Raw genomic sequence first — 17,549 nt, forward strand, 5'->3', positions numbered from 1 at the left:
ATGTTCACCCTTTCTCAATTGCGTAATTGCATCGAAGAAGGCCTGTCGCCGCTGACCTGCGAGTTCACCTTGTGCCGGGACGCTTCATTGACCCTCAAGGTGTTCGACGCCCAAACCGGCCGGGTCGACCTGGTGGTGACCGGGATCAGCACCAACCGGCTGCAGACCCCGCAGGAAGTGGAAAAGATGGTGGAAGAGTTGCGCTACGAATTGCAAAGCAACAACGTCGGCAAGCTTACGTTGGATGATTTGCCTTTAGCGACGCACCCATGAAATAGAACACCCCGCCACCGACGGTAAACGCCCCCAGCATGTAAAACATGTAGTGGGCCGGTAGGCTGGCCAACACCAGCCCACACAACACCGGCCCCAGCGCGGCCCCCAGGTTGGACAGGTTCTGCGCCCCGTAATACATGCCGCGCAGGTGGTCAGGGGCAATTCGGTCGATAAACATGTACTCGGCCGGAAACACGATGATCTCCCCCACGGTAAATACCGCCATCGCCAGCACCCACCACAGCACGCTGGTGGCCAAGGCAAACCCAATCACACCCAGCATAAACATGCCCAGGCCAGCGATCAGCCACTGGCTCAGGTGTCGGTGCGAGATGCGCCGGCCAATCACATACTGCAAGGCAATCACCAGGACGGCGTTGGTGGTGAGCACGGCGCTGATCACGGTGTAGGTATATTGCGCGGTGGTGGTTGTCACCAGGTACTGCGACAGATACGCCGTGAACTGACCGAACACCACTGCACTGAGCACGCCACCCAAGGTGAAACACACCAGGCGATGGTCGCTGAGCAGCACGCGGCCGACGGCGAGAAACGCCAGCGGTTTGTGCGTGGCATCGACGCTGGCCAGGCTGCGATCACCCCAGCGCCAGTACAGCAGGAAAAACCCCAGGCCCAGCAGCGCCGAGAGGACGAAAGGCAAGCTGATATCCACCTTGGCCACCATTGCGCCAAAAAACGGGCCGACGGCATAGCCGATATTGGTCAGGGTGTACTTGATGGAAAACACTTCGCTGCGCGCGTCTTCGGGCAGCAAGCTGGCGAAGCCGGCCTTGATGGCGATGTCGATGACGGCATAGGCCAGGTTGATCAGGATCAGGCAGCTGTAGAACAGCCAGATGCCCTGAGCCACGACGGTGCCGATAAACCCCAGCACAAACAGCGCGCTCAAGCCCAACAGCAGCCTGTAGCTGTTCACGCGGTCCACCAGAAAGCCGCCATACACGCTGAGCAATGAGCCGACAATCAGCGAACTGCCGATCACCAACCCGACATGAGTGATGTCGAGGCCGAAGTGACGGGTGAGGTAAATCACCAGGTAGGGAAAGGTAATGGCCTTGGCCAACGTCAGCAGTAACGTGGCGGACAGCAACAGGTTAACGGTGCGCGGGTAGTTTCTTATGGTGGCAAGCATCCTGCTCTCATCCGTTTGAGGTAACGCGACCTGTAGGGTCGGTTACCTTAACGCAAGAGCAGGCAAAAAAGACCGGTCATTTCTTGACGGGCGTGATCTCGAGAATCGTGCCGTTGGTGGTTTTGAGCAGCACGAACTTGTCACCCACGCGGGCCCATTGGCTGTCTTCTTCGGGTTGCTTGAGGCCGCGTTTCTTCCAGTCGCTGACCGCCGACTCCTTGCGCATCAGCATGTCCGGGGCGCGGTCGCCTTCTTTCAAATCGCGTGCGTTGATGCTCGAAGGCTTCACCGTTTCCTGCGGGGTATCACCGGCCTGCACGACAAAGCTGGCGGTGGACAGGCCCGCGGTCAGCAACAGGCAAGCAGCTAGGGTTTTGGACTTCATGGGTGCTCCTTCAATGAATGATGCGTACCCAGGTTCGGACCGCGGGCGCGCGGAATCATTCAGCCCGCCTTCAATCCTTGTAGCGAGGGGTTACACCGGCGTGCCTTGATGGAACACCATCCGCCACTGCCCTTCTTCCTGCCGCCACACTGAACTGCGCAACGACTCCCCGACGCCTTCGCGGTAACCGCGATAAGTCACCAGCGCCACCCCGTCACTGAGTGCTTTCACCGCAAACTCCGTCATGCGGCGCGCACTGAAAGCCTCATCCTGCAACCCGGCAATCACTTCGGCCTTACTGCCCCAGACATTGCCACTGGCGCCAAATTCGACAAAGTCATCCGCCAGCAAACGTTCAAGCTGCGCGGCATCGCTGCGTGTAGTGCTCTGCTGCAGCGCCTGCTCTAACGAAAACAGATGCGCTTCAAGATCCATCAGCCTTGCCCCCATGAAATTAATCCTGTAATTTTTCATGAAATTTCTCGACATAAATTTCATGACCCAACAACAAGAACTCGCCACCCTGGCCGCGCTGATCCACGACCTGCGCAAACACAAGAAACTCACCCTGGCGCAACTTGCGCAAAAAATCGAGCGCTCGGTGGGTTTCCTGTCACAGGTCGAGCGCGGCCTGTCGCGCCCCACCGTGGCGGACTTGACCGCCATCAGCCACGCCCTCGATGTGCCCACCACCTACTTCTACAGCCTGCCCAAACCCAAGGCGGTGGACTGGGTCACGCGCCCCAACGAGCGGCGCACGGTGTATTACGCCAACGGCATCACCGACATTCTGGTCTCGCCGAGCATGAACGGCGCCTTTTCGATGCTCGACAGCCTGCTCGCGCCCGGTGCCAACAGCGGTGAACACACCATGAGCGACCGCGCCGAGCAGGCCGGTTTTGTGCTGGAGGGCGAGTTGACGCTGTGGGTGGAAGGCGAGCCGGACTCGGTCACCCTTGGCGCTGGCGACAGCTTCCACCTGGCCAGTTTCGCCCATTGCCGTTACGCCAACCTGACTGACCTGCCCGCCCGCGTGCTGTGGGTTTACAACTAGGAGCAACACCTGTGAAAAACCAGTCTTCCACGTTGCTGGCCGAAGTACGGAGCTTTCGCCAGAACCACCCCGAGGTGCGTTACGTCGACCTGATCGCCCTGGACATTCCGGGGCATTTCTACGGCAAGCGCTACCCGGTGGACATGCTGGAAAAGGTCGCCGCCGGCAGCCCGCTGAAGCTGCCGCAAAACGCCGTGCTGCTCGGTGCGCAGGGCGGGCTGTTCAAGATTGGTGATTATTGCTTTCACGACGGCGATCCGGACGCCAACCGCCGTCTGGTGCCAGGCACGCTCAAGCCGGTGAGTTGGGAGTCGCAGCCGCTGGGGCAGATGCTGATCACCTCGGACGGCACCGAGGCGCCGATCGAGTTCGAACCGCGCGAAGTGCTGGCCAAGGTGCTCGAACGCCTGCAGCACAAGGGCATTCATCCGGTGGTGGCCTTCGAATTGGAGTTCTACCTGTTCGACAAAAAACTCGACAACGGCCTGCCGCAATTCGCCCGCGACCCGCTGAGCGAGGACGCCGATGACCAGCCCAACTTGCATATCGAGCGGCTGTCGCGCTTCAGCGAGGTGCTCGACGACATGGCGCAAACCGCCAAGGACCAGGGCATCGACATCACGGTGATCACCGCCGAAATCGGCCCGGGCCAGTTCGAAATCAATTTCGGCCACCTCGATGACGGCCTGCGCGCCGCCGACTGGGCCGCCCTGTTCTGCCGCAGCACGCGTGGCGTGGCGCTCAAGCACGGTTACCGTGCCAGCTTCATGGCCAAGCCTTACCTGCAATTTCCCGGCAGCGGCATGCATGTGCATGTCAGCCTCTACGACGCGGCGGGCAATAATCTGCTCGCCGCGCACCAGCAACAACCGCTGCGCCATGCCGTGGCCGGGTGCCTGGAATTGCTGCCGCACTGCATGCCGATCTTCTCGCCCAACCACAACGCCTTCCGCCGCCTGGGTGGCACCGTCAACGCAGCGACCCGTGCCAGCTGGGGCTTTGAAGACCGCGATGCGTGCGTGCGCATTCCCGAGTCAGACCCGCGCAACCTGCGCATCGAGCACCGCCTGGCCAGTGCGGATGCCAACCCGTATCTGGTTCTGGCGGCGATCCTGGCAGGGCTTGAGCATGGCCTTGAAGCCAGGCAGGAACCCATCGCGCCCTTGAACGAAGACCGCCTCAGCGGCACCGAATTTCCCCTTGAGATGCTCGACGCCGTGCGCGCCATGCAACATCAGCCGGTGGTGCGCGATAAGCTCGGCGCAGAATTTGTCGACGTGTATTGCGAGAACAAACGCCAGGACCATCTGGCTTTTCAACACGAGATCAACGCGCGGGAATACCGCTGGTTTCTCTAACCCCCAGGAACCACCGATGCCCGAGCAAAGCGCGCCAGCCCTCAAGGAAATCTTCAACGCCGAACGCCTGCAGCACATCGCCCGCGAGATGTCGGCGGTGTACCCGGCGTTCGACGCCAAGGGTTTTCTCAAGCACGCCAGTGCCGGGCTTGCCGAGTTGTCGGTGATGCAGCGCATGGCGCGGGTCAGCGAAAGCCTGCACGCCGTGATCGCGCTGGATTACGCGCAAACGCTCAAGCTGCTTTACGCCCTTGCTCCGCGCCTGAACAGCGCGTTTGTCTGCCTGTGCCTGCCGCACTACGTGGCAACTTACGGCCAGGGTGACTTCAGGCGGTCCATGGCCGCGCTGAAATACTTCACCACTTTTGGCTCTGCCGAATTTGCCATCCGCCCTTTCTTGCTGAACGACTTCCAGCGCACCCTGGCGGTCATGCAGCAATGGTCGCTGGATGCCAACGAACACGTGCGCCGCCTGGCCAGCGAAGGCTCGCGCCCTCGCCTGCCGTGGTCTTTTCGCCTGGCCGAGGTGCAGGCCAACCCCGAACTGTGCGCGCCGATCCTCGACAACCTCAACGCCGACAGCAGCCTGTACGTGCGCAAGTCGGTGGCCAACCACCTCAACGACATCACCAAGGACCATCCGGAATGGGTACTCGGCCTGATCGAAGGCTGGAACCTGGACAACCCGCACACCGCCTGGATCGCCCGCCACGCCTTACGCAACCTGATCAAGCAAGGCAACACCCGCGCACTGACGATCATCGGCGCCGGGGCCAAGGCCGAGGTAAAGATGCATCACCTGGCCGTCACGCCAGCCGTGATCAACCTGGGGGAACGGATCACGCTGTCATTCAGCCTCGAATCCACTGCGGCCGCCCCACAAAAACTGGTGGTGGATTACGCCATCGACTACGTAAAAAGCGCCGGCCACAGTGCGGCCAAGGTGTTCAAGCTCAAGGCATTCACCTTGGGCGCGGGCGAACACCACAGCATTCGGCGCGAACACCCTATTCGTGAACTGACCACGCGCAAGCACTACCCGGGCACGCATCGGGTGCGTGTGCTGGTCAACGGCGAGCAGCTCGGCAGCGCGGAGTTTGAACTGCGAAAGCCTTGACTCAAATCAAGCAAAAGGCTCTAGCACGGGCCTTTCAGCCAGATAAATTGTCGAACAATCCTGGTTTTTGTTGTTGCGATCCATTATCATCCGGCGCCTTCTCACTGCCCGTTGGGCAGTTGTTTCAATGTGTCACCCGAGGCGCCAATGCACCGTTTTCCGTTTCACCGCTCTTTGATTGTCATCAGCCTGGGGCTGGTTACCCATTCTGTTAACGCCGCCCTGCAACCCATGGCCGAAGCCCCGCTGGCCAGTGACACCGAGCTGCATTGCCACTTCAACCGCGACGCCAGCACCGACTGCACCACCACCCAGCACTACACGATCCTCACACCCAACGGCCGCGAAATGCTCTCGCGCATTGACTTCGATTACTCCGAAGGCGACACCTTCGAGGTCATCAGCGCCCAGTCCACCCAGCCTGGCGCCAAGCCGGTCGCACTGGACGCCGCACAAATCGACACCCGCACCGCGCCCAACCCGGACCAGGGTTTCAGCCGCGACAAGCAGACCTCCCTGGCCTTCCCGAACCTGCGCGTGGGCACACAGATTCGCTACACCGTGCGCGAACATCGCGCCGCCAAGCCGCTGGTGAGTCAGTTTCACTATGCCCTCACCTTCGGCCCCAGCGCGTTCCGTCGCGACCACGTCAAGGCGCGCTTTACCGCCGAACGGCCGATCCAGTGGCGCAGTGAGCTGTTCGACGGTTTCACCGTAACCCCGTCGGCCAATGGCAAGACGTTGGACGTGGTGCAAAAAGCCCCGACCTACCTCAACTACATCAACGAATCGTCCAGCGCTGCGCTACAGCGCATTCCGCGCCTGGAAGTGGGCAGCACTGTGGACCGCCAGGCGTACTTCGGTGATTTCGCCCAGCGCTACAACCAGATACTTGCCGCCAGGCTGCCTGCGCAAGCCGCCGCCGCTGTGGCCGCGGCCAGCGGCCTGGCGCCGGCGGAACAGGTCGCCGCGCTGATGCAGCACATCAACGATCACTACCGCTACCTGGGCGACTGGCGCGCGACAGAGCGTGGCTACGTGCCGTTCAACCTGGCGGAAATCGAGCAGCACGGTTATGGCGATTGCAAAGACCTCGCGATCCTGCTGACGGCGATGCTCAAGGCCAGCGGCATCAAGGCTGAAACCGCCTGGGTCAGCCGCGGCGACGTGGCGTACGCCTTGTTGATCCCCGGCACCAACGCACCGAACCACGCGATCGTGCGCGCCGAAGTAGACGGCCAGGTCTGGTGGCTCGACCCGACCAACCCGGTGTTTGCCCCAGGCCAGACCTTGCCCGACATCCAGGACCGCTGGGTGCTGGTCAATAACGCTCAGGGCCAGGTGCGCGAAGAACAGATCCCGCTGGAGCGCCCCGAAACCACCCTGCGTCTGGACAAACAGGTCCACTTTGACAAACAGGGCAATGGTGCCACCCAGGCGACCATCACCTTCGGCCGCCTGCCGCTGATGCAAATGAGCGTGGCTGACCGCCAACAAGGCACCACCGCCACCGACCAGAACCTCTGCGCGCATTTTGGCAACGAGATCAGCGACTGCCAGATCACCCGCCAACCCACGACCTTTGTGGTGCACGACGGCTACACCGTCCGCGCCACGCTGAACGACCAGCATGCCCTGGAAAAACTCGCGAATGACTACGTCTATACCGATGAGTCACTCAAAGGGCGCTGGGATGGCTTCATCAACTACCGCCGTCACCATCAACAGGCCGACCTGTACCTGGGCAACCCGCAGACCTACGACTACAGCTTCACGCTGACCGGCGGCAAGATGGAAAAAGCCATCCCCGGCTGCCAGGTGCGCTCGCCTTGGTACGACCTGGACCTGGACGGCAAGCGTACGGACGACGGGCTGAGGTATCACTATCGCCTGAGCCAGAAAACGCGTTGGCTGACTCACGCCGAGGTCGCCAGCGAAGCGTTTGGCAAAATGATTGACGAGGCGCGGGCGTGTGCCGAGCAGGTGCATCAGGTGGTGAAGCTCTGAAGGCAGCGTCAACGCAAATCCAATGTGGGAGCTGGCTTGTGTGGGAGCTGGCTTGCCTGCGATGGCAGCAACTGGTTATGCCTGATCTACCGAGGCGTCTGCATCGCAGGCAAGCCAGCGCCCACATTTGGATTTCATGCCATCTGAGGGATGCCGTGTTGCAGGCTGATCCGGTTTCTTCAGCTGGATTCGCCGAGCAGCAACCCCTGCTCCCTTGCGCACAACTCCACCACGTAATCCCACAACACCCGCAGCCGCACTGACTTGTGCAGCTCCCGGCGCGAGCTGATCCAGTAGCTGCGCTGAATGCCCTCCGCCGGCAGCAGCGCCACCAGGTCCGGGTCACCCGCCGCCATAAAGCACGGCAACACAGCGATGCCCAACCCCGAGCGCGCCGCCTGGTGCTGGGCGATCACGCTGGTGCTGTGGAACACCACTTTGGGGTTGCGACAGAAGCTGCTGAGAAATTTGAGTTCCTGGCTGAACAGCAGGTCATCGACGTAATCGATCCATGCATGCACGGCGAGGTCTTCGCGCTTTTCAATCGGCGGGTTGCGGTCCAGATACGCGCGGCTGGCGTACAGCGCGAGGCGGTAGTCGGTGAGTTTGCGCGTGACAAGCTGGTCGACGCTGGGGCGTTCGAGGTGAATGCTGATTTCCGCTTCCCGGTTGAGAATGCTGACGAAGCGCGGCACGGCCACCAGTTCGACTTCCAAACCTGGGTAGCGGTCAAACAGCCCACCCATGCGGCTGGCAAGAAACATCACGCCCAACCCTTCGGCCACGCCGAGGCGGATCTTGCCCAGGGGCGCAGCGGAATGGGTGAGTTCGTCTTCGGCCAGCAACGCGACGTTTTCCATGGCCTCGGCGTGTTTGAGCAAGGCTTCACCGGACGGCGTCAGCTCGTAGCCCTGCGCGTGCTGCACAAAAAGCGCAGTCCCCAGGCTCTTTTCGATGGCCTCGATATGCCGGGCGACAGTGGCGTGCGTGGTTTTCAGGCGCTGGGCGGCGGTGAGCAAGCGGCCGCTGCGTTGTAATTCGAGAAAAAACCGCAGGTCATTCCAGTCGAACATATCGCCTCCCTTGCGTGGACAGTCAGCAGCTGCGCTCATCGCAGTGGCTATAGGCACTGTTTAAAAACGCACAGCAGCTGGGTAAAAACTAACATTTTTAAGACGAAAACTAACAACTAGGATGGAGCCAATAAGAAAAACAAGCGAGACCTCAGATGCCCATTGCAGCTGCTGAATACGATTACGTGGTAGTAGGCGCCGGCCCCGCAGGCTGCCTGCTGGCCAATCGACTGTCCGCCAACCCCGCCCACCGCGTGCTGCTGCTCGAAGCTGGCGGCCGCGACAATTACCCCTGGATCCATATTCCCGTCGGCTACCTGTTCTGCATCGGTAACCCGCGCACCGACTGGTGCTTCAAGACCGAAGCCCAGGAAGGCCTGCAAGGCCGTGCGTTGAGTTACCCGCGCGGCAAGGTGCTGGGCGGCTGCTCGTCGATCAACGGCATGATCTACATGCGCGGTCAGGCCCAGGATTACGACGGCTGGGCCGCCGAGGGCAACCCGGGCTGGGCCTGGAAAGATGTGCTGCCACTGTTCAAGCAAAGCGAAAACCACTTCGCCGGCGGTTCGGAATTTCACAGCGACGGCGGTGAGTGGCGCGTTGAGCAACAGCGCCTGCACTGGCCGATCCTGGATGCCTTTCGCGATGCTGCGGCGCAAAGCGGCATCGCGCCGATCAGCGATTTCAACCGGGGCGATAACGAGGGCTGCGGCTACTTCCAGGTCAATCAGAAGGCCGGCGTGCGCTGGAATGCGGCCAAGGCGTTTCTCAAGCCGATCCGCCAGCGGCCCAATCTCACCGTGCTGACCGAGGTCGAAGTGGACCGCGTGGTGCTGGAAAACGGCCGAGCCTCCCAGGTGCTAGGGCGTCAGAACGGCCAGCAGATGAGCTGGAAAGCGCGCAAGGAAATCGTGCTGTGCGCAGGCTCCGTGGGCTCGCCGGGCATCCTGCAACGCTCGGGGATCGGCCCTTCCAATGTGCTCAAACCATTGGGCATCGACGTGGTACATGAACTGCCCGGCGTGGGCGGCAACCTGCAGGATCACCTGCAACTGCGCCTGATCTACAAACTGGAAAACGCGCGCACCCTGAACCAGATCGCGGGCACCCTGTTGGGCAAAATGGGCATGGGCCTGCGCTACCTGTATGACCGCAGCGGCCCGCTGTCGATGGCGCCCAGCCAGCTCGGCGCGTTTGCCCGCTCCGGCCCGGAACAGACCTCGGCCAACCTTGAATACCATGTGCAGCCGCTGTCACTGGAGCGTTTTGGCGAACCCTTGCATGCGTTCCCGGCGTTTACCGCTTCGGTCTGCGACCTGCGCCCGCAAAGCCGCGGCCGTATCGACATCCGTTCGGCCAACCCGGCAGATGCGCCGTTGATTCGGCCCAACTACCTCAGCCATCCGCAGGATTTGCGCGTGGCCGCCGACGCGATTCGCCTGACCCGCCGCATCGTCGCCGCGCCAGCCTTGAGCCAGTTCAAGCCGGTGGAATACTTGCCCGGCGATGCATTGCAGACCGAAGCGGAACTGCACGAAGCCGCCGCGCGTATCGGCACGACGATTTTCCATCCGGTAGGCACCTGCCGCATGGGCAGCGACAAAGACGCCGTGGTCGATGCCCAACTGCGCGTACATGGCGTGCCGGGTTTGCGCATCGCCGATGCCTCAGTGATGCCACGCATCACGTCGGGTAACACCTGCTCACCTACACTGATGATTGCGGAGAAGGCTGCGCAGTTGATCCTTTCGCCGAACACAAGGAATCTTGCCCCGGAAAGAGAAATGACCACACCCGCGTGACCTGCAGGCGTCCGGCTGGCCGGCGCCTGCACAGAGACAACCGGCGCCGAGGTTGGCGCCGACAGTGGAACAACAATAAATAATCACTGTGAGGGTTACCCGATGTCAGAACATGCTCAACCCCTGGGCTCGGCCGTTCGTACGAGCACCGGCAGCGAATCAAGAAAAGTCATCTTCGCCTCGTCTCTGGGGACGGTGTTCGAGTGGTATGACTTCTTCCTCTACGGCGCTCTGGCGGCCGTGATCAGCAAACAGTTCTTTGCCGGCGTCAATGACACCACCGCGTTCATCTTTGCCTTGATGGCCTTTGCGGCCGGCTTCGTGGTGCGGCCGTTCGGCGCGCTGGTGTTTGGTCGCCTGGGTGACATGATCGGGCGCAAGTACACCTTTCTCGTCACCATCATCCTGATGGGGGTGGCCACATTTTGTGTCGGGCTGCTGCCGACCTACGCCAGCATCGGCATTGCCGCGCCGGTCATCCTGATCGTGCTGCGCATGTTGCAAGGCCTGGCGTTGGGCGGTGAGTACGGCGGCGCAGCCACCTATGTGGCCGAGCACGCGCCGGCCGGCAAACGCGGCCTGCACACCAGCTGGATTCAATCCACCGCCACCCTCGGCCTGCTGCTGTCGCTGCTGGTGGTGCTGGCTTGCCGTTACTTCACCGGCGACCAGTTTGAAGTGTGGGGCTGGCGGATTCCGTTCCTGTTTTCCATCGTGCTGCTGGGCATTTCCACCTGGATCCGCATGAGCCTGCACGAGTCGCCGGCGTTTTTGAAAATGAAAGAGGAAGGCAAGGCCAGCAAGTCGCCGATCCGCGAGTCGTTCGGCAAATGGGAAAACCTCAAGGTGGTGCTGATCGCGCTGTTCAGCATCAACGGCGGGCAAGCAGTGACGTTCTACGCGGCGCAGTTCTATGTGCTGTTCTTCCTCACCCAATTCCTGAAAATGGACCCGGCGCTGGCCAACATGCTGCTGATTATCAGCGTGGTGATCGGCGCGCCGTTCTTTATTCTGTTTGGCTGGCTGTCGGACAAAATCGGGCGCAAACCGGTGCTGATGCTCGGTCTGCTGCTGGCTACCGCACTGTACTTCCCGATCTTCAAGGGCCTGGCGCATTACACCAACCCGGCGATGGACCAGGCCAGCCATCAGGCGCCGATTACCGTGCTGGCCGACCCGGCCACGTGCACCTTTCAGTTCGACCCGGTGGGCAAGGCGCGCTTTGACAGCCCGTGCGACAAGGTCAAGACCTTCCTGGTCAAGCAAGGCTTGCCGTACAGCAGTTCTGCGGCCCCGGTCGGCAGCCCGGTGCAGGTAAGCGTGGGTGACGTGCGCATCGACGGTTTCGACGAAGCGGCCCTGCGCGGTGCGGTGACACTCGCCGGCTACCCGTCTTCGGCGGATGTGGCTCAGGTCAACAAGGTCATGGTGGTGGTGCTGATCGTGGTGCTGATCCTGATCGCCGCCATGTGCTACGGCCCATTGGCAGCGTTGATGGTGGAACTGTTCCCGACGCGTATCCGCTACACCTCGATGTCGCTGCCCTATCACATCGGTAACGGCTGGTTTGGCGGCTTCCTGCCGACTGTGTCATTTGCCCTGGTGGTGTACACCGGCGACATTTTCTATGGCCTGTGGTACCCGGTGGTGGTGACTGGCGTGAGTCTGATCGTGGGGTTGTTCTGCCTCAAAGAAACCCGAAACGTGGACATCAATAACAACTGATCTTCAAGACGCCTAAGACCCCTTGTGGGAGCGGGCTTGCCCGCGAAGGCGGTGTGCCAGTCGACACATTCGTTGACTGATCCACCGCTTTCGCGAGCAAGCCCGCTCCCACTTTTGATTTGTGGCACTCACACACTTTGCTGTACATCCATACAGATAATGGTTGCTCAAATCCCTCTGACTCAGCATCCTGCAAGGCATCAACCCGATCTGATGTGATGACCATGCGGCTGTACCTCTGTGAAAAACCCTCCCAGGCCAAAGATATCGCGGCCGTGCTCGGCGCCAGCCGGCGCGGCGACGGTTGCTGGCTGGGCAATGGGGTCACAGTCACCTGGTGCATCGGCCACCTGCTGGAAACCGCCCCGCCCGATGCCTACGACGCCAAATACAAGCGCTGGGTGCTGGCCGATCTGCCGATCGTCCCGGAAAAATGGAAGATGCAGGTCAAGCCCAAGACCGCCAGCCAGTACAAGGCGGTCAAGCGTTTGCTGGGAGAAGCCCAGGACCTGGTGATCGCCACCGACGCCGACCGTGAGGGCGAGATGATCGCCCGGGAGCTGGTCGAGCATTGCCGTTATCGCGGGCCGATCCAGCGGCTATGGCTGTCGGCGCTGGATGACGCCTCCATTCGCAAAGCCCTGGCCGCGCTCAAGCCGGGCGCCGAAACCTTCAGCCTGTATCACTCGGCGCTGGGTCGCTCGCGCGCCGACTGGCTGATCGGCATGAACATGAGCCGTCTGTTTACCTTGCTCGGGCGCCAGTCCGGCTATCAAGGCGTGTTGCCGGTGGGCCGGGTGCAAACGCCAACCTTGCGCCTGGTGGTGGACCGCGACCGCAGCATCGCCGACTTTGTGCCAGTGGCTTATTGGGCCATTGATGTCGATCTGTGCCATGAGCGCATGACCTTCACCGCCCAATGGCGCGCCACGGATGATGCGTGTGACGACCAGGGCCGCTGCCTTAACCCGCAGTTGGCCCGCGACGCTGCCGATGCCATGCGCAACGCCGCCACTGCGCGGCTGGTGAAGTTGCGCACCGAGCGCATGCGCGAGGTGGCGCCCCTGCCCTTCGATCTGGGTACCCTGCAGGAAATCTGTTCCAAAAAACTGGGGCTCGGTGCCCAGGAAACCCTGGATATCGCCCAGTCACTCTACGAAACCCACAAGGTCATCACCTACCCACGCAGTGATTGCGGCTACCTGCCGTTGAGCCAGCACGGTGACGCGCCGAAGATTTTAGCTGCGCTGGGGCGTGCGGACCCGGCAGTAAACGAGCTGATGCCGCACATCGATCCCCAGCGCCGTTCGCGGGCCTGGAACGACGCCAAGGTCAGCGCGCACCACGGCATCATTCCCACCGGGGCCGGTAAGGATGTGGGGCAGCTCACTGGTAAATACCGTGCGGTCTACACCCTGATTCGCGCACGTTACCTGGCGCAGTTCCTGCCTAACCATGAATACGATCGCACCCAGGCAGATTTCGACTGCGCAGGCCAAGCGTTGCGCGCAGTCGGCAAGGTTGTCATCGAGCCAGGCTGGAAACGCGCGTTGCCCGAAGCACTGGCCCCGGCAAAGGGGCGCGAGGCACCCGCGCCGCAAGCCTTGCCGACGCTGGTGCAGGGCCAGGACTACGCGGTGGCCAAGGTCAACCTCAAAGACCTGTGGACCCAGCCGCCCAAACCCTTCACCGAAGGCGACCTGATCAAGGCGATGAAAAACGTCGCCAAGCTGGTGGAAGACCCACTGCTCAAGCAAAAACTCAAGGACACCACCGGCATCGGCACCGAGGCCACCCGCGCCGGAATTATCCAGGGGCTGCTGGACCGTGGTTACCTGGTCAAAAACGGTAAGGCACTCTCGGCCACTCCGGCCGCATTCAGCCTCATCGACGCCGTACCTCGAGCCATTGCCGACCCAGGCACCACTGCGATCTGGGAACAGGCGCTGGACATGGTGCAAAGCGGTGAAATGAGCCTGGAAGAATTCGTCGCCAAGCAGGCGGCGTGGATGAGCAAGCAAGTGGCGCGCTGCAATGGTATGCGCATGACCATCACCGGCCCAGCCAGCCCGGCAGGCCGAGGCGCCACGCCATGGAAAAAGAAGCGCAAGACGGCGCCACGCAAGACAACGGCCGGTACCAAGCGGGGGAAAAAGCCGACAAATGCCGGGTGAAAGACGAAAAAATCCAGCGAATGACGTTTTTCGACGGGTTTAACGCCGCTTTGGACCTTGCAGCCCCGTAGCCCGTCTAGGATTCTGTAAGGAACCTGCTGACTTCCTAACAACAACACCGGAGTGGCCGCCATGAAAACCGTCGCACAAGTGCTCAAAGTCAAGGACCAGAAGAACCAGGAGGTCCACACCATCAAGTCGCACCAGACGGTGATGGAGGCATTGATCCAGATGGCTGCCAAAAACGTCGGCGCCTTGCCGGTTGTGGACGAAGGCAAAGTCGTGGGGGTGATCAGTGAACGGGATTACGCACGTAAGCTGATCCTCAAGGGCCGCTCCTCTGCGACCACTGCCGTGAGTGAAATCATGAGTTCGCCGGTGATTACCGTCGATACTCACCAGAGCGTCGACAAGTGCATGAACATCATGACGGACGGTCACCTGCGCCACTTGCCCGTGGTCGAAGATGGCAAGCTGATCGGCCTGTTGTCCATCGGTGACCTGGTCAAGGAAGCCATTGCCGAGCAGGCTGATCTGATCAAACAACTGGAGCAGTACATCCGCGGCGAATAGGGGACCCCATGCTCGACACGCTGGAACATCAAGAAGACCACCTCGATACCCTGCACCGGGCGATGGCCGAACGGCGCTTTGTGGTGCTGACCGGTGCGGGCATCAGCACGTCGTCGGGCATTCCTGATTATCGCGACAGCGAAGGCGTGCGCCGGGGCAAGGCGCCGATGATGTACCAGGAATTCCTGGCCACGCCGCAAGCGCGGCGCCGCTACTGGGCGCGGGCGATGCTGGGTTGGCCACGGGTGCGGGTCGCGCAGCCGAACAAGGCTCACCTGGCGCTGGCCACGCTGCAACAACGCGAACGCATCAGCGGGCTGATTACGCAGAACGTCGATACCTTGCATGACCAGGCCGGTAGCCATGATGTGATCGAGCTGCATGGCAGTTTGCATCGAGTGCTGTGCCTGGATTGCCGGCAGCGCAGCGAGCGCGATGTGATCCAGCGGGTGATGGAAGATCAGAACCCCTACCTGGCCGGCGTCGATGCCGTGCAAGCGCCCGACGGCGATACGCTGCTCGATCCTGCCTTTGAAGAACGCTTTCAAGTCCCTCACTGCCCGCACTGCAACGGCCAACGGCTGAAGCCCGATGTGGTGTTTTTTGGTGAGAACGTCGCCCAGGCCACGGCGGCCAAAGCAATGGCCGCGGTACAGCAGGCTGAGGGGTTACTGGTGGTGGGCTCTTCGCTGATGGCCTATTCGGCGTTTCGCCTGTGCAAGGCGACGGTGGAGCAAGGCAAGCCGGTGATTGCCATCAACCTGGGCAAGACACGCGGGGATGAGCTGTTGCAGGTGAAGATCGAGGCGTCCTGCGAGCGGTTGCTGCCGTTGCTGGTCGAGCGATTGAGCCAGTAGCACCAACAATGTGAACAGGGCTGCGTGTGGGAGCGGGCTTGCTCGCGAAGACGGTGCGTCAGTCAAAAGCGTTCCGGCTGACCCATCGCCTTCGCGAGCAAGCCCGCTCCCACAGGTTCCCATACTGAATTGATGACCTCGCCCCTTCGACCAACCGCACAAAAAATGACGCCCAAGTCACGTTTTTCCGCATTCCCCCGTCCCTACAACGATTTATGTAGTGCTCGAAAAAAATCACTACATAACCGTTGACGTAACCTTTTTACCCTTGCATTATCGAGACGTCTCCCGGATCGGGAGCGTTGGTAACACGTGTTTTGAACAAGCTCGTCTGACCGCCGAGCTGTTTTTTCCGGATGTGCACTGCCCACAAGGCAGATTGATGAAGCTGACCGGCCCGCGAGGATCGGTACAAGAAGCTAAAACGCTGCTTGTCTTCGCTATGAAACCATTGCGTAGCCGCTCATCAGCAAAACTACATGCATCAGGTTCAAGACCCTGCCCGTATTCGGCAGACAGTCACTGACGCCCGGCTTTCTGAGCCGGAGACAACTAAGCAGTTTTAACGGAATCAACTGATAGATCGCCAACTGGTCAAGGGGCTTACATTATGAATCTGAACAACCAACCAACTATCGATGAATTGGCTGAGATGTTCGCAGCGCAGAAAGACACACTCGACGACCATATCCTGTGGGTCGAAAAATCGGGTCAAGTCCATATCGACTGCGTGGCGCCCCACACCCTTGAGGAAGAGTTCGATAAAAATAACCGTAACCTGGCGGCGCGCCTGAAAATGTACCGCCGCGGCCAGGGTTATGTCGGCAAGAAGGCGGCTGCGGATCAAAACTTTATCGAACAGGTATTCGACACACTTAACAATGCCTGGGCATCTTTCAAAGACAGCTCGAACGTTAAAGTAATCGACCGCTACTACTAAGTAATACTCGACCACTGTGGGCGCTGGCCCGTCGGCAATAGCGGTTTAATATTCAACGTTAATGTTGAGTTTTAAATAGCCATCGCCGACGAGCCAGCGCCCACATTTGTTTTGCGTCGTAATCAAAACGATGGGAATCGGCCTTTAGCGGCTTCATCGCGAAAGATATCGAACAAGACCTGCGCAGCTGCCGACAATTCATGGCCCGGCTTGGTCAACACACCAATAGGTCGCTCGATCACCGGATCGCTCAACGTGATGCAATGGGCGCCCGCCTCTTCCATCTGTTTCGCGCACAACGCGGGTACGGCGCTGACGCCAAGGCCATTGGCAACCATCTTGCCCACCGTCGCCAATTGATGGCTCTCCAGCGCCACCGGCAATTTCATCTGCAAGGCGCCCAGATGCTCCTCGAGCATCACCCGTACCGTGGAAGGCCGCTGCAGGGTAATGAACGGCTGCTCCAACAAGGTTTGCCAGTCGATTTCGCTTCGCTGGGCCAACGGTGAATCTCCGGGCACTACCGCAATAAACCGGTCCAGGTACAACGGGGTGAACGCCAGCGACGAACCCTCGGACGGCTCGAACGCCACGCCCAGTTCCACCTGACGGTCACGCACCATCTCCAGCACCTGCTCGTTGATCAGGTCATGCACCGTCACGTTCACCTGCGGGTAACGAGCACGGAATATCTTCAGGATCGGTGGCAGCAAGTTGCCCGCAAACGACGGCATCGCCGCCACGGTGACCCGGCCACGCTGGAGGGTGAAACGCTGGCGCAGCTCGTCCTCGGCGTTGTCCCAATCGGCGATCAAGCGACGCGCCAGAGGTAGCAACGACTCACCTTCAGGCGTCAGCGCGACATTGCGCGTATTGCGGCTGAACAAGCGCCCACCTAAACCCTCCTCCAGCCCTTTGATGGTCAGGCTCAGCGCCGATTGAGAGAGGTGCAGGCGCTCGCAAGCAGCGGCGAAACTCAGGCTCTGGGCCACGGCGAGAAAGGCACGCATCTGTTTAACGGTCATAGGAAGCTCCACGCTGCCAGTCAAATGCTG

At 60.8% G+C, this 17,549-nt stretch carries 16 protein-coding genes; 11 read left to right on the forward strand and 5 right to left on the reverse strand.

The window, feature by feature from the left end:
- On the forward strand, positions 1–273 hold the full coding sequence (locus NTD89_RS01625; protein WP_145163427.1) for a DUF1652 domain-containing protein: 273 nt from the start codon (positions 1–3) through the stop codon (positions 271–273).
- On the opposite strand, the gene NTD89_RS01630 is transcribed toward NTD89_RS01625, so the two are convergent.
- The 3 genes from NTD89_RS01630 to NTD89_RS01640 all read right to left on the reverse strand — a co-directional run bounded on the left by NTD89_RS01630 (position 236) and on the right by NTD89_RS01640 (position 2,312).
- Positions 236–1,429 carry an MFS transporter gene (locus tag NTD89_RS01630; RefSeq protein ID WP_262206231.1) on the reverse strand — a complete coding sequence of 398 codons (1,194 nt, stop codon included), beginning with the start codon at positions 1,427–1,429 and terminating at the stop codon, positions 236–238. The genes NTD89_RS01625 and NTD89_RS01630 overlap by 38 nt on opposite strands.
- Positions 1,430–1,505: 76 nt before the next feature.
- Complete coding sequence (locus tag NTD89_RS01635) at positions 1,506–1,814, reverse strand: RcnB family protein (RefSeq protein ID WP_106579940.1); 309 nt, start codon at positions 1,812–1,814, stop codon at positions 1,506–1,508.
- Positions 1,815–1,904: 90 nt separating this feature from the next.
- Positions 1,905–2,312, reverse strand: coding sequence for a nuclear transport factor 2 family protein (locus NTD89_RS01640; RefSeq protein WP_262206232.1), 408 nt, complete (start codon positions 2,310–2,312; stop codon positions 1,905–1,907).
- On the opposite strand from NTD89_RS01640, the gene NTD89_RS01645 reads away from it, so the two are divergent.
- From NTD89_RS01645 to NTD89_RS01660, 4 genes are all read left to right on the forward strand, one after another.
- The gene (locus NTD89_RS01645; RefSeq protein ID WP_242200801.1) at positions 2,311–2,868 is read left to right on the forward strand and encodes a helix-turn-helix domain-containing protein; all 558 of its coding nucleotides are present in this window, start codon (positions 2,311–2,313) and stop codon (positions 2,866–2,868) included. The genes NTD89_RS01640 and NTD89_RS01645 overlap by 2 nt on opposite strands.
- An 11-nt stretch (positions 2,869–2,879) precedes the next feature.
- On the forward strand, positions 2,880–4,226 hold the full coding sequence (locus tag NTD89_RS01650; RefSeq protein WP_262206233.1) for a glutamine synthetase family protein: 1,347 nt from the start codon (positions 2,880–2,882) through the stop codon (positions 4,224–4,226).
- Positions 4,227–4,242: 16 nt separating this feature from the next.
- A complete protein-coding gene (locus NTD89_RS01655; RefSeq protein ID WP_262206234.1) occupies positions 4,243–5,343 on the forward strand; it encodes a DNA alkylation repair protein in 1,101 nt (366 codons plus the stop codon).
- Between the two features lie 147 nt (positions 5,344–5,490).
- Entirely contained in the window at positions 5,491–7,350 is a 1,860-nt protein-coding gene (locus NTD89_RS01660) for a DUF3857 domain-containing transglutaminase family protein (protein ID WP_262206235.1), read from the forward strand.
- Between the two features lie 179 nt (positions 7,351–7,529).
- Here the strand turns inward: NTD89_RS01660 and NTD89_RS01665 are convergent, their stop codons facing one another.
- Positions 7,530–8,423, reverse strand: coding sequence for a LysR family transcriptional regulator (locus NTD89_RS01665; RefSeq protein ID WP_145163415.1), 894 nt, complete (start codon positions 8,421–8,423; stop codon positions 7,530–7,532).
- A gap of 155 nt (positions 8,424–8,578) precedes the next feature.
- On the opposite strand from NTD89_RS01665, the gene NTD89_RS01670 reads away from it, so the two are divergent.
- The 6 genes from NTD89_RS01670 to NTD89_RS01695 all read left to right on the forward strand — a co-directional run bounded on the left by NTD89_RS01670 (position 8,579) and on the right by NTD89_RS01695 (position 16,494).
- Positions 8,579–10,225 (forward strand): GMC family oxidoreductase, encoded by a 1,647-nt coding sequence (locus NTD89_RS01670; RefSeq protein ID WP_262206236.1) that lies wholly within the window; start codon positions 8,579–8,581, stop codon positions 10,223–10,225.
- A gap of 102 nt (positions 10,226–10,327) precedes the next feature.
- On the forward strand, positions 10,328–11,950 hold the full coding sequence (locus NTD89_RS01675; protein WP_262206237.1) for an MFS transporter: 1,623 nt from the start codon (positions 10,328–10,330) through the stop codon (positions 11,948–11,950).
- A 224-nt stretch (positions 11,951–12,174) separates the two neighbouring features.
- A complete protein-coding gene (locus tag NTD89_RS01680) occupies positions 12,175–14,124 on the forward strand; it encodes a DNA topoisomerase III (RefSeq protein WP_262206238.1) in 1,950 nt (649 codons plus the stop codon).
- 132 nt (positions 14,125–14,256) lie between these two features.
- Positions 14,257–14,697: a CBS domain-containing protein gene (locus NTD89_RS01685; RefSeq protein ID WP_262206239.1), complete on the forward strand. Its 441-nt coding sequence runs from the start codon at positions 14,257–14,259 to the stop codon at positions 14,695–14,697.
- Between the two features lie 8 nt (positions 14,698–14,705).
- Positions 14,706–15,554, forward strand: coding sequence for an NAD-dependent protein deacetylase (locus NTD89_RS01690; RefSeq protein WP_262206240.1), 849 nt, complete (start codon positions 14,706–14,708; stop codon positions 15,552–15,554).
- 610 nt (positions 15,555–16,164) lie between these two features.
- Positions 16,165–16,494, forward strand: a complete 330-nt coding sequence (locus NTD89_RS01695; protein WP_106579931.1) for a hypothetical protein — start codon at positions 16,165–16,167, stop codon at positions 16,492–16,494.
- A 122-nt stretch (positions 16,495–16,616) separates the two neighbouring features.
- Here the strand turns inward: NTD89_RS01695 and NTD89_RS01700 are convergent, their stop codons facing one another.
- Positions 16,617–17,519, reverse strand: a complete 903-nt coding sequence (locus NTD89_RS01700) for a LysR family transcriptional regulator (protein WP_145163403.1) — start codon at positions 17,517–17,519, stop codon at positions 16,617–16,619.
- Positions 17,520–17,549: the final 30 nt, after the last annotated feature.

The sequence above is a fragment of the Pseudomonas sp. 14P_5.3_Bac1 genome (assembly GCF_025466135.1).
GTDB lineage: Bacteria > Pseudomonadota > Gammaproteobacteria > Pseudomonadales > Pseudomonadaceae > Aquipseudomonas.